The sequence below is a fragment of the Streptomyces sp. NPDC028289 genome, from assembly GCF_055565975.1.
Genome location: NZ_JBVHTI010000018.1, coordinates 75,288 through 87,964 on the forward strand (window position 1 = coordinate 75,288; position 12,677 = coordinate 87,964).

Annotated in this window: 10 protein-coding genes and 2 pseudogenes; 9 read left to right on the plus strand and 3 right to left on the minus strand. The window is 70.9% G+C overall.

Features of this window, described 5'->3' with window-relative positions:
- The first annotated feature begins 232 nt into the window (after positions 1–232).
- The 7 genes and pseudogenes from ACZ4UV_RS50385 to ACZ4UV_RS50415 all read left to right on the plus strand — a co-directional run bounded on the left by ACZ4UV_RS50385 (position 233) and on the right by ACZ4UV_RS50415 (position 5,524).
- Complete coding sequence (locus tag ACZ4UV_RS50385; RefSeq protein ID WP_390035287.1) at positions 233–379, plus strand: hypothetical protein; 147 nt, start codon at positions 233–235, stop codon at positions 377–379.
- Positions 380–387: 8 nt separating this feature from the next.
- Positions 388–1,389 carry a peptidoglycan-binding protein gene (locus ACZ4UV_RS50390; RefSeq protein WP_467849403.1) on the plus strand — a complete coding sequence of 334 codons (1,002 nt, stop codon included), beginning with the start codon at positions 388–390 and terminating at the stop codon, positions 1,387–1,389.
- A gap of 43 nt (positions 1,390–1,432) precedes the next feature.
- Entirely contained in the window at positions 1,433–1,837 is a 405-nt protein-coding gene (locus ACZ4UV_RS50395; protein ID WP_390035289.1) for a hypothetical protein, read from the plus strand.
- Positions 1,838–1,923: 86 nt separating this feature from the next.
- Positions 1,924–2,892 (plus strand): hypothetical protein, encoded by a 969-nt coding sequence (locus tag ACZ4UV_RS50400; protein ID WP_451018131.1) that lies wholly within the window; start codon positions 1,924–1,926, stop codon positions 2,890–2,892.
- Positions 2,867–3,427, plus strand: coding sequence for a SigE family RNA polymerase sigma factor (locus ACZ4UV_RS50405; protein WP_451018130.1), 561 nt, complete (start codon positions 2,867–2,869; stop codon positions 3,425–3,427). The genes ACZ4UV_RS50400 and ACZ4UV_RS50405 overlap by 26 nt, the downstream gene beginning before the upstream one ends.
- A gap of 160 nt (positions 3,428–3,587) precedes the next feature.
- A pseudogene (locus ACZ4UV_RS50410) lies at positions 3,588–3,917 on the plus strand (effector-associated constant component EACC1).
- 95 nt (positions 3,918–4,012) lie between these two features.
- Positions 4,013–5,524: a caspase, EACC1-associated type gene (locus ACZ4UV_RS50415; protein ID WP_467849450.1), complete on the plus strand. Its 1,512-nt coding sequence runs from the start codon at positions 4,013–4,015 to the stop codon at positions 5,522–5,524.
- On the opposite strand, the gene ACZ4UV_RS50420 is transcribed toward ACZ4UV_RS50415, so the two are convergent.
- Positions 5,451–8,555, minus strand: coding sequence for a hypothetical protein (locus tag ACZ4UV_RS50420; protein WP_467849416.1), 3,105 nt, complete (start codon positions 8,553–8,555; stop codon positions 5,451–5,453). The genes ACZ4UV_RS50415 and ACZ4UV_RS50420 overlap by 74 nt on opposite strands.
- Positions 8,556–9,036: 481 nt before the next feature.
- Between ACZ4UV_RS50420 and ACZ4UV_RS50425 the strand changes: the two genes are divergently transcribed.
- Complete coding sequence (locus ACZ4UV_RS50425) at positions 9,037–9,645, plus strand: hypothetical protein (RefSeq protein WP_467849421.1); 609 nt, start codon at positions 9,037–9,039, stop codon at positions 9,643–9,645.
- A 349-nt stretch (positions 9,646–9,994) separates the two neighbouring features.
- Here the strand turns inward: ACZ4UV_RS50425 and ACZ4UV_RS50430 are convergent, their stop codons facing one another.
- Together ACZ4UV_RS50430 and ACZ4UV_RS50435 are read right to left on the minus strand one after the other, a co-directional pair.
- Positions 9,995–11,062, minus strand: coding sequence for a hypothetical protein (locus tag ACZ4UV_RS50430; protein ID WP_467849428.1), 1,068 nt, complete (start codon positions 11,060–11,062; stop codon positions 9,995–9,997).
- Positions 11,063–11,607: 545 nt separating this feature from the next.
- The gene (locus tag ACZ4UV_RS50435; protein ID WP_467849434.1) at positions 11,608–12,129 is read right to left on the minus strand and encodes a DUF1345 domain-containing protein; all 522 of its coding nucleotides are present in this window, start codon (positions 12,127–12,129) and stop codon (positions 11,608–11,610) included.
- Positions 12,130–12,307: 178 nt separating this feature from the next.
- Between ACZ4UV_RS50435 and ACZ4UV_RS50440 the strand changes: the two are divergent.
- Positions 12,308–12,659 (plus strand): annotated as a pseudogene (locus ACZ4UV_RS50440) (helix-turn-helix domain-containing protein); the annotation flags it as partial.
- Positions 12,660–12,677 lie beyond the last annotated feature (18 nt).

Genomic DNA, 12,677 nt, shown 5'->3' on the forward strand with positions numbered 1-12,677 from the left:
CCGAGGGCGTCTGCTTTGGCCACTGCCGCAGCGCCTGGCCGTGGCCTGCGGCGCGGCCATTGTTCAGGGCGGCAGAACCGGCTGCCCATTCAATTGCCGGCCCGCTGAACTCGGTGCTGCACGGCGGTCGCAAAGGCCCGGCATCAGTTGTCGGACGGCTCGACGGAACTCCGGCACAAGCACGGGGCAAGGCGACCCACCACCGAGTGAAGCAATGAAGGAGCCAGTGTTCATGAGCGAGCACGAGCAGACGCCGCCTTACCCGCAGGGCGGGGCGGGGGTCTTCGACATCGACCCCGACCAGACCGGCGTCAGCCAGGACCCCTCCCACGAGGTCACCTCCGACCTCGACGCACTCCCCGACGACATGGAGCTCTGACACCTGCCATGGGAACCGCGAACGCAATGATCGCCGCCGCCCGCAAGCTGCTGGGCACCACCGAGCACCCGCCCGGCTCGAACCACAACCTCATCACCTCCTGGTACGGCTTCTCCGGCCCCTGGTGCGACATGTCCATCAGCTACGAGGCCGCCCACTCCGACAACCTCACCGCCGTCATGGGCAAGTTCGCCCTGACCACCGCCCACGCCCGCGCCTTCCAGAGCCACGGCCGCTGGCACTACGGCCTCGGCGGCATCCGCCCCGGCGACGTCGTCTTCTTCGACTTCTCCGGCGGCCGCTCCATCAGCGGCATCGACCACGTCGGCCTGGTGGAGGCCGTCCACTCCAACGGCACCATCACCACCCTGGAGGGCAACACCTCCGACGCCTTCCGCCGCCGGATCCGCGGCCGCGCCTGCGTGGTCGGCTACGGCCGCCCCGCCTACGACGGCGCCGCCCCCATGCCCAGCCACGACGGCATCCTCCGCAAGGGCTCCACCGGTCAGGCGGTCAAGACCCTGCAGAAGAACCTGAACACCGTGCAGCAGGCCGGCCTCACCGTCGACGGCCAGTTCGGTCCCGCCACCGACCAGGCGCTGCGCACCTTCCAGTCGAAGCACAAGCTGACCGTGGACGGTGAGTACGGGCCCCACACCGCCGCCGTGATGAAGGCCGCCCTCGCCGGCCACAGCGGCGTCATCAAGCCCAGGGCTCTCGTCGCCGCCCCCGCACCGCTCGCCGTGGACGGCCAGTTCGGGCCCGCCACCTGCGCCGCCCTGCAACGCGCCCTCAACAGCAGGACGGCGGCCGGGCTGGACGTCGACGGCGCCTTCGGTCCGCTGACCGTCACGGCCCTGCAGACCTACCTGCAGGTCACCGCCGACGGCGTCACCGGACCCGACACCGTCACCGCCCTCAACAAGCATCTCGGCCTCACCCCCCAGGACACCTGGGACACCAGCACCACCACCCAGCTCCAGAAGGCCCTCAACGCCAACGCCTTCTGACCGAGCCCAGACGGCACCACATCCATCAGTCCAGGGAGATCACATGCGCCTTGCCAGGCACGCCGCCATCGCGGTCACCACAGTCACGCTCAGTTGGGGCGTCATCGCCGCAGCTCCCGCGCCCGCCGTCCACGGCCGGGTCAGCAGCCTCTCCGCGTCCTCCTGCAACGGGCCGCTGCACACCTACCGCGACGCCGGCTACCGGGGCGGCTGGAAGAGGTTCTGCTCCTCCGACAAGGACCTGTCCAACAACAAGTTCGACAACGGGTCGAAGGTGGACGAGCAGATCACCTCGGTGAAGAACACCGGCGGCTGCTACTGGAGCCTCTTCCGCAAGAAGAACTTCCACGGCGTGAGCACGCGCTCCTACCCGCACACCAAGGACCCGAACCTGAGCAACGACGCGGTCGGAAACGACGCGGCCCGCTCGCTCAGGCAGGAGTGCTGAGCCCTCCGCACCTGTGCGACCCGCGGTTGCCCCGCCGCCACCGTGCGGCGGGGCGCCGCTCTCCTCGACGCCCCAGGAGGCCAGCCGTGCGTCACCGCCGCATCGCCGCTCTCGCCGCCGTACTTGCCGCCGCCGTCCTCGCGCTGGCCTGCCTGCATCAGCTCCCCACCGCGTCCGGCAGCCGCCGCCCGCTCTCCCCGGCCGTCCCCGCAGCCGACCAGGAGGCGAAATCCCTGCTCCTCCCCGTCGACGACTACACCCTCGACACACCGCAGACGGCATTGATCCTGTCTGCGGAGGACCAGCTCACCGCCGCGTGCATGGCGCGCCTGCACCTGAAGTGGCCCCAGCTGACACGCCACCCGTCGCCGTTCACCCCGAACAGACTGCGGTACGGCCCCATCGAGCCCCAAGTCGCCGCGCGATACGGCTATCACGAGCTTCCCGACCCCGACCTGTCCCGGCGCGAGCAACAGAGCGCCGCACGCGACGCCGGGCTCAGCCCCCGCCAACGAACCGCCGCTTACGGCACCCCGCACCGGCCGGGTTGCCGTTCCCAGGCCCGCACGCGTCTGCTGGCACAGGTACCGGACGTCCCCTGGGACCTGCTCAACCAGATCACCACCACCAGCTACGACCTCGCACGCCAGTCGCCCGCAGTCACCACCGCCGGCCGTCGCTGGAGCACCTGCATGCGCCGGCGTGGTTTCCACTACGCCGACCCGGCAACCGCAGCCGACGATCCCCGCTGGAACACCAGACTTGCGAGCCGTGCCGAAATCGCCACCGCCCGGGCCGACGTCGCGTGCAAACAGCTCACCGGCCTGGTCCGGACCTGGTGGCGGACCGAGACCGCGCTGCAGAACGAAGCCATTGCCCGGCACGCCCGCCAGTTCCGCGCCATCGCCGCCGCCCGCAACCAGTACCTGACGCGGGCCAGGCAGGTCCTCACCAGTACGTCGGCAGCTGACACAGCCGCGCTCTTCCGAGACCCGGCTCGCCCTTCCACTCACGACGGAGCGAAACACGATGAACACGTACAAAAACCGAGGTGAGGTACTCGACTTCGAGGAGTACGTCCGTACGCGGCAGGACGCTCTGCTGCGCAGCGCCCGGCGCCTGGTCGGCGACCCGCTCGAGGCCCAGGATCTGCTGCAGACCGCGCTGTTACGCACCTACCGCCGGTGGGATCGCATAGCGGACAAGCAGCTCGCGGACGCCTATCTGCGCCGCGTCATGATCAACACCCGCACGGAGTGGTGGCGGGCCCGGAAACTCCAGGAGCTCCCCTTCCCGCAACTGCCGGACGCATGCGTGGAGGACTCCGCCGCCCAGCACGCCGACCGCGCGCTGCTGATGGACGTCATGCGCGTGCTGGCGCCGCACCAGCGCAGTGTCGTGGTGCTGCGGTACTGGGAGCGGATGTCCACCGAAGAGACGGCCTCCGCCCTCGGCATGGCGCCCGGAACGGTCAAGAGCACTCTGTACCGTTCCCTCGCCCGGCTCCGCGAGGAGTTGCAGCGCCGCGACCCCGCTTCGGCGGCAGCCGCCGGCCACGGATGCCCAGCAGCCGGCCGCGGGCCGCGATGATCCGCGGGACGCACCGCGTCCCCGCCGCCCACGGATGTGAGGCATCTGGGGTGTTCAGCCGCCGCTGTTGGCACGATGGCCTCACGGAGAAATGCGAGGACGGCCAAACGCCGTCTGCAGGCTGCACTGTGAGGGTGCACAGGTGTCGGCCGAGCCGAGCGTGGAAGCAGAGACGCATCTGGTGTCGCTGCGGGATTGGCCGGCCGCGGAAGAGGCGCTGCGCGGCCGGGTGGAGCTGCTGGGCCGGTCGCCGCAGCCGGGGCAGATGGGGGCCGCGCTGGACGTGCTGGCGGTGGCACTGGGCTCCGGCGGAGCGGGATCCGTGCTGGCCTGATCCCCGTCGACCTGGCTGGTGCAACGCCGCGCAGACGTCACCGTACGCGTGAGCCGCGACGACGGGCGGGAGGTCACCGTGGAGGTCCGCCGGACCAGCGATCCACAAGCGGTGATCGGGGCGGTCGGGCAGCTGTTGGACGGCGAGCAGGAGTGAGGCAGAGCGCCCCGCGCTTCCCCGACGGTGCCGCTTCGGCCGTCCTCATCGGGTGCGGCGATTTCGACGACATCGATCTGCCCGCGATTCCCGCCGTGAAGTCCAACCTCACCGACCTTCACTCCGCGCTCACGCATCGGACGCACGGCATTCTGCCGCCGGAACACTGCCGGGTGCTCGCCGATCCGGCCGATCACCGCAGCGTCGGCATGGCACTCGCCCAAGCGGCACGCGAGGCCGAGGACCTGCTGCTCGTCTACCGCACCGGACACGGCCTGCTGGACGAGGACGGGCTGCTCCACCTCGCCCTGTCCTCCACGGATCCCGGTCACGTGGGCTTCACCGGTGTCCCAGCCGACCTGGTCAAACGCTACCTCGGCCGGGCCCGGGCACGCCTGCGGGTCCTGGTGCTCGACTGCTGCTTCTCCGGCCGCGCAGTGGCTGCCATGCCCGAATCAGGCAGCCTGCTGACGGCGCAACTCGACCTGAGCGGCACCTACACCCTCACCTCCACCACGGCCACCGCCCCGTCGCACGCGCCGCCCGGGCAGCGGCACACCGCGTTCACCGCCGCCCTGCTGGATGCGCTGGAGCAGCCGCAGCCGCTCGCCCTGGACGACATCCACCAGCACATCGACACCGTGCTGCAGGGAATGGGGCTGCCGCGGCCTCAGCGGCGCTCCGTCAACGCCGCCGGAGACCTCGCCCTCGTCCGTGGCCCCGTCCAGCCGCACGCAGGGACGCCAGCGAGGGGGAGATCCGTTTCCGCGAGCCCGCCGCCCGACCCGCCGGCCAGGAGCCGCCGTGACATCGTCCAGGCCGTCCTGATGATGGCTGTCCCCTTTGCGGTGATAGAGCTCCTCGGTGGGTGGCGCGTGACCTTGATCGTCGCTGCCGCTATAGCCGTGTTCCTCGGTCTGCTCCTCCTCCTGCTCTTGCTTCGAAGAAATGTCCACCTTTCGGCACCGTCCCAGCGGTCCCCCACCGCGGCGCCCCGATGCACATGGGCACGTACAGGGGCTTCCTCGGCGGGCGCGGCTGTGACCGTGTGGCCTTGCCGACGGCACCAGACCGCGAGATGCGACAGCAGTTCCGGGTGCGTGCCCGAGACGGCGACCGGCCGGCCGGGGCCACCCGACCGAGCGCCCGGCACCGTTCTGCCTCGCAGGATCCTCCCCTTTTGTCGTGCGCGTGCCAGGAGAGGCTATGCGATCAGGGACCTTCCACGGTCGCCGGTTTCCAGGTGCCGTTGCTCAAACGCCCTGCCGTCGACGGGCGGTGCAGTGCAGGCGGGACCACCTCCCTTGATTACGTCTGCCCTCGAGGGCCCGGCGCCGTGTGACACCCCTTCGGCCATGCACCCGCCCGGTGCGGGAGAGGGGCGGGGCGCTGGTCACAGCTTGTGCGGCGTCGGCCGTGCCCCGGTCGCAGGATGCCGGACGACCAGGTCCAGGGCACGATCCGCACTTTACGGCGATCGTGCTTGGGCAGGGTCTCGCCGGTGCGGCGACCCGGTTGACGCCGGAGGCAGGGCTATGTCCAGGGCGGCGTGGGCGTACCGTCAGGGTCCAGTCCGTAGGGCCATTGCCGTCGCACGTAGGTCCTGAAGGCGTTGGAATTCGACGCGCTTCCCAGACTGCCCGTATCGGCTGCCTGGCGGGCGAGGGTTTCTGCCTCTGCATGCTCTCCGGCTCGTACTCTTTGCTGGGCGAGTTCGAACATGGCCTGGGCGCTGCCCGCGTCGGCCGCGCGCCGCAGGAGGTTCTGAGCTCCCGCGTGATCCCCGGCCCGTTCCCTGGCCACGGCCAGATGGAGCAGTGCGTGGATGCTGCCTGCGTCGCCTGCGCGGACGGAGAGGGCCTCGGCCGCGGCGTTGTCCCCTGCTTTCTCCCAGATGCGGACCAGTTCCCACAGCGGGCGGACGTCGCCACTGTGAGCCGCGTCCAGCACGAGAGTCTCGGCGCCTGTACGGTCGCCTGCCTTGTTGAGCACACGGGCAAGGTCCGCGAGCGCCGTGCGGTCACCGGCGTCGACGGCCTGTCGAAGCAGGGCCGCAGCCGCCGCCAACTTGCCTTGACGTTCTCGGGATCGTGCCAGGGGGAGCAGGGCACGAGCATTGCCTGCGGCCGCCGCCCGCTGGGCCAGGGCTTCCGCCCTTGCATGGTCCCCTGCCTTGTCCCGCAGCCGGGCCAGCGACGCAAGGGCTTCGATGTCGCCTGCATCGGCAGCCTGTTGGAAGACGGCCTCGGCGCCGTCACCGTCCCCGGCCCGCTCCCGGAACCGGGCCAGCTCCAGCAGGGCGTACGTCTCGTCAGACGGGGAACTCCGGTCGGGTGCACCGACACCCCGCATGTCCCTGGTCTGTCTCACTCCCTCGGGCAGATCGCCTGACGAGCGGCGGACTGACAGGTCGAACGGATGCCGGGCCAGGGCCTCAGCACTCCTCTTGTCGCCCGACTTCTCCCGCTCCAGAACGAGATACACCAAGGCACGTGTACTGTCGGCCGCAGCCACGTGCCGGGCGAACTCTTCCGCAGCCTCGTGGTCTCCGGCCTTCTCTCGGACCCACACCAGCTCGAGGAGCGCGGCCGTACTGCCGAGTTCGAGCGCGTACCGGGCCAGGGCTTCGGCTCCCTGCCGGTCGCCCGACTTCTCCCGCCTCAGTGCCAAGTCCTTCAGTGCACGCAGTTGGCCGGCCTCGGCCGCACGTCGTGCCAGGGCCTCAGCCTTCTCCTCGTGACCGTCCTCCTGCCAGTACCGGACCAGTTGGACCAACGCCTGTTCGCTGCCTGCCCTGACGGCTTGCCGGCCAGCCTCTTCGGCCCCCCGAGCGTCTCCGGCTTCTCGACGGATCCGCATCAGCTGCATCATCGCGTCGGTGCTGCCCGCCGCAGCCGACTCCCGATAGAGGCGCTCGGCACCATCGCGGTTCCCGGACTGTTCCCGGACATGGGCGAGCCGGAGCAGAGCCCGACCGTCCCCGGCACCGGCCGCCTGCCGGGCGAGCGCCTCGGCGTGCTCTTCATCGCCCGCCTTCTCCCGGGCCCGGGCCAGCTGCGCCAGCGCCCGGGTGTCGCCGGCCCTCGCCGCCTGCCCAGCCAGGGCCTCGGCCTTTGCGTGTTGCCCGGATCGCTCCCGGAAGCGGGAAAGGTAGACCAGGGCGTCAGCGTCACCGGCATCAGCCGCGCGGCAGGTGAGGTGGTGCGCCCATTGCAGTCGGTGCCGCCCTTGTGCCGCTGTTGCCAGGGCCTTGAGGTCGTCGACCCGGGTGAGGTGCGTGTAGCCGGCGTGCCAGAAACTTGCGGGCGGGCACAGCAGCCGGCGGACGGTCCGGCCGTGCTGCTCCAGATAGTCGGCAAGACGGAAGACAGGCCCAGCAGGAGTGGGCGACGGTGCCGAGGGTGCTTGCGGCCGGCGGCGTTCGGGGCGGGGACTGACCCGACGCAAGGGTGCCTGTTTTCCGTGGACGAGGCGGGCAAGCTCGGCGTAGGCGGCTTCCGCCCAGTCGTCGGTGAGTTGGTCGTAGTCGACGGCGGTGAGGTAGTCGGCGGCTGCCTCGGTGAGAAACGGCTGGGGAAGGTGCAGCCCGAGACCCAGCCGGCGGGCATCCATCGCCGCTTCGAGCAGAGCACGGGCAGCCGCTGTGCCCTGCTCGTACCGGTGCAGAAGCTGCGGTGCGCCGGCGAGGTCCTGTGTCACGCGACCATCCGCCCGGGCCCGGTTGAGTGCGTCGGCCAACAGCCGGTCACCGCTGTCCGCCAGGACTGCAGCGCGATCCAGAGCCGCGGCATCGAAGACTTCGGGCACGGACACGGTACGGCCCGCGAGCAATTCACGCACTCTGCTGTGGGAGTCCGAGTTGTGCGAGGCCGGCAGAGCGGTGTACTGCCTGGCGTACTCGGGCCACAGCGTCCCGAGGATGAGCACCGGCCCTCGTGCCGGATGGGTGAGCAGGTGGTGCAGGGCAGCAGCGATACGCTCGCCCGAACTCTGACTGTCGAGGTAGTGCTGAGCTTCGTTCAGCCACACCACGGTCCTCGGCTGAACCCGACTCAAGTCCTCAAGTGCGGCCTCCGCCCGGGTCGGATCGAAGGGATGCCAGAGCCGCCATCCTGTGCCTGCGAGCGGCTGAACCGCCTCCCAGCACGCCCTGGTCTTACCCGTGGAGGAGCTCCCGACCAGCACCACCATGCGGCTGTGGCCCTCCACGGCCTCCTGCACCGCTGCGGACAGCACACGGTCGTGCTCACGGTGTACGTAGCCGGGCAGTATCCGATCTTCGAGCGCGTCGGCCTCGTGCCCGTTCGCGGTGCTCCCGGCCGGGTGCACCTCCAGGGAATGCGGTTCCCAGTCCTCGGCGCGCTTGCCCAGCACCGGCCCATGGTCCACGGCTGCGCCTGCCTCGCCGGCTGCAGTCCGCCGCAGCTCCAGAAGCGCGTGTGCCGAAATCCCCAAGGCCTGTGCCAGCGCTGCCACCGTTTTGGCCGACGGCAGCCGACCATCGGGCCGTAAGGCCTCTGAGACGGTGGCGCGCCCCAGCCCTGACCGGCTGGCAAGCTGTGACTTGGTCAACCGGCTCAGAGCCAGACGATCGTTCAGCCTGCTGCGCAGCTCACGTCCGGCCGCAGCACGCGTCATATGTTCTTCAGGCACCCGTCCCCCCGAGCCGTCCAGCCTCCACCGGTGCCCATACTCCTACCGGTGAATCGGCAACCGCCACTATCGGCTGACGTACCGTGCCGACACGGCAGCGGGCATGAGGAGTCCCCTTCACCCCCGGTCACGGCGCCCGTTGCCGGTGCGCGAGGTGGGTGATGGTCCAGCGCGTGCCGCCGTGCCCCGTTGCGGGGGCGCCCGCCCACGCAACGGCCCCGCCCGCCCAGCATCCCGGCGCGCGCCATCGACCCCTCATGCCGCTGCCCGACGAAGTAGAGCGGCAGCCGGCAACGGGTTCTGTCTGCCGGTGGTTGGCCGACGACGTGCGTGCCTGCCACAGGACGGGGGGCGCACCCGCGGCGCCGACGCGGGCGTTGCGGACGGCGCTACTGCTTGGGCTGCGGGCGTCCTCGGTGGCTGGCACACTGCACTGGTGGAGCAGGGTTGGACGGCAGGGGGGGCTGTGTCGGATGCGGTGATGACGGCGTGGATCGCTGCAGGTTCTGCGGTGGCCGGTGCGCTCGCGGGCGGTGCGGTCACAGGGTGGTTCACGCTGGCGGCCGCTCGGAGACAGGCGCAGAGCACGGTCGACGCGGCGGCCCGGCAGGCGGATGCCGCCTGGGCGGCCGGCCAGCGTCAGGCGGATGCGGCCTGGGAGGCGGGGCGCCGGCAGGCGGATGCCGCGTGGGAGGCCGGTCGGTTGCAGGCCGATGCTCAACTCGACGTGGCCCGGCAGACGCTGACCGCGCAGTCTCTCGCCGCGCAGCGTGAGGTGCGCCGGGCCGCCTACGCTGCCTTCCTCGCCGCCACCGACGCCGGCCATCAGCGTCGCCTCGAATGGCAGCGGGCTCTGGGCACCGCCGAGGCGGCCGGCTGCCGCGACCGCTACCGTGCGGCCCTGAGCGCCGTCACCGAAACGCTCACACGTGTCCAGCTCGAAGGCCCCGATCCGGTCAGCGCCGCTGCCGAGGCCGTGGAACGTTCCCTCGACGCGAACGCCTCCCCAGGCCACTACCAGAGCGCGCATACCGGCTTCCTCGACGCCGCACGTACTGCCCTTGCGGCATCCTGACCACCGTCCCGGCGCCGATCTGGCGCGCCTTCTGCCCGTTCACTGCACGCAAGGTCAGCTGCAGTAGCCCGCTTCCCGCGCCTGCAGGCGGGCCCGGTGCACCGTCTGGCACGACAGTTCAGTGCGGCCAGGCTGGCCCGCTCGATCGGAATGGACACAGCACAGTACGAAAGAGCCGAGGAAAGAGACAGATGGACCGGTGACGGACGGCAGACGGCGGCTCTCCTGCGCATGCTGGACATCACCCCGCTCCAACTGGCGGAGGCCACCGGGCGACGCGGAGTACCGGAGTCGGCCTTCCCCACACCCACGGCACCGTCCCGAGGCGGCCGCGGACCGCGCTAGCCGGTCAGCCCGCTGACGCGGGCTCGACGGCCTGCCGGCACGCGTCGCGGAACCTGCGGAGCCGGGGGGCACGTACGGCGGGCAGTCTGACCAAGGTGTCCTCGAAGGCACGGTGGTGGGGCTTCAGCGGGACCCGGGGGCGCGGCGGCAGCGGGTAGTCGTCGCGCAGGACCCCCTCCGGGAGGACGCCGGTCGCGGGCATCGGTGAGGTCTCGCTCGGGTGGGCGAGGTACGCCCAGACCCCGCTGTCCAGCGGCACCACGGCCTCCTCGTACCCCGGCCGGTGCCACGGCGCCCCGGTGCGGGGGTGGCGGGGGACGAGGAGGACGTCGGGACGGGGGTGGGGCAGGCCGATCCACGGCCCGGCCAGCCCCACGGACCGCGCCCCGGGCCCGGCGGGGAGGTACCGGCCGACGGCGTGGCCGAGCAGCTCGGTGAGGGGACCGGCGGGGAGGTTCACCGGGCGGTCCTCGGTGACCGCCACGAGGTGGGCCAGCGCGACCCCGACCGCCGCCTCCCAGCGACGGCTCCATGATCCGTCGGGTTCGACGGGTGGTACGCGGAACTCGGTGCGTTCCAGATCGTCCCAGCCGGGAGCCGGACCGACCGGGGTTCCCAGGGGGCGGCGTACGACCGAATCGGGCTCGAGCCACACCGTCTGCCACATCCCGCAGTCGTCCATGCGGGTCGCCACGGCCCGCCCGCACCCCACGCACGCCAGGTTGGGCCCGGCCCGGCCGTCCAGACCCCGGCAGTAGCCTTCGCACTTGTCGGGGATCAGGACCATGGAACGGGAGTCTCCCGGGGCGATGACGATCCTGTTCCGCGCACCGAACGAGACGGAGTGCGCCGGCGCGAACACACCCTGCCGGGCGGCCGCTTCCGCGCCGACCTCCTTCCACGGCCGCCAGGGCGGCCCGGTGGGGTCGGGGTCGACGGCGTACGTCGCGGGCTCCATCAGCGGAGGGTGCAGTTCCTCCCACGCGCCGTGGTGGGTATGGACGGGGAGGGCGACCTGGGACACCGGCGCCGTCAGCTCCGCCCCGCACCCGGCACACGCGAACACGTCCAAACAAGCTCCTCCTGGCCCCCGTTGTGCGGATTGTGCCTCGCTCGCAGCAGAGGTGCCACCGGATTTCGCACGCCTCGTGAGGTGCCTCGCGCTTCACGTGGGGCACCCCGCTGCGCACGGATCGCCTCACCGCCGTCGTCATCCGGTCGGCAAGGTGATCCGAGGAAGCGGTTCCCGACGTCGATCCCCGGCGACAGGAAGTGGCTGCCGGACCGTACGCCGAGTTCCTCGTGCGCGGTGCAGGCCGGCTCGCGCATGGTCGCCGCGCGGGCGCGGACGCACGTCTTGACGAAGTCGTAGTCGCCCGTGCCGTCCCACAGCCGTCCGGCGTGCACACGTGTGATGTCGGAGCGGAATGGCAGCCCGCGGCTGTGGTTGAGCGGCACGGTCGGGCGCGGTCGCGGGTGCCGTCGCGGCCGACGAGGCCGCCCTGTCGGAGACGCGCCGGGGGCCGCCCGCGGGTGAACCGTCTGGGTGCACCGGCAGGACCCACAGCGCGGATCCCATGACGAAGGCCTGCGGGTCCCTCGGGTCCCTGGTCGGGGTCAGCCGGTGATCACGCCCACCGCGATACCGAGCGTCGCCGTGTTGTAGATGAACGCCAGGATGCTGTGGGACAGGATCCTGGATGTCCGGGTCTCCACGTCCGAGACGGAGAAGGTGGTGCCCAGCGTGAAGGAGAAGTACGCGAAGTCGACGAAGTTCGGGCGCTTGGCGTTGGGGAAGACGAGGACCTCCTCCGGCAGCGCGCTGTAGTACTCCTGGGCGTAGCGCTCGGCGTAACCGAACTGGACGATCACCCAGGCCAGGATGACGGCCGGGACGCCGACCAGCTTGGACAGGGCCTCCGCGCCGTCGTTGCCCTTGTTGATGACGATCAGTACGCCGGCGGTGATGCCGATGACCGCGGTCAGCACGGTGAAGAGGTATCCGGTGCGCCGTCCCTGGATGCTCCTGAGCCACTCGGTGTCCTCGCCGTCGACGTGGTTCTTCCGGCTCCTGAGCCGGGACACCCGCGTGGACAGGTAGACGAGGGCCAGGAGGTCCCACAGCCCCATGTAGAGCATCGTGTGCTTCTTGCTTCTCCAGCACTGCGATGGCGATCCCGAGCAGGATCAGCACGGCCTCGATGGTCCGGGACATGATGAGCGTGACTCTGTTGAACACATTGCCTCTTACGAGTTGGTGCGTGATAGCGGGTGAGGCGTTGTGCCTGGCCGGTGGCATGATCCGTCTGTGGCGATCATGGTCAATCGGGCAGTGCTGGCGCATCGGCTGTTCACGGGGATCTCTCGGCGTCATCTCGCGTTCCTGGTGGAGGAGTTGGCGGTGCCGTGGCAGGCCGGGGGGTGAGGGTCGTCGCCATGCTGCACGCGGTGGGGTCCGGAAGCGGGCCGCGGGAGCTGGCGCCCGTCACCGGCTGGTCTTCGTCGACCGGCTGGTGGCCACGCTGATCCATCTGCGGCACGACCTGCCGCACTCGGTGCTGGGCCTGCTGTTCGGCGTCGACCGCGCCACTGTCACCCGTGCGATCGGAGAGGTAGGGACGCTCCTGGCCGAGCGGGGGTGCGCGGTCCCCGACCGCCCCGGCCTGCGATGACGAACGCCGGCTGAC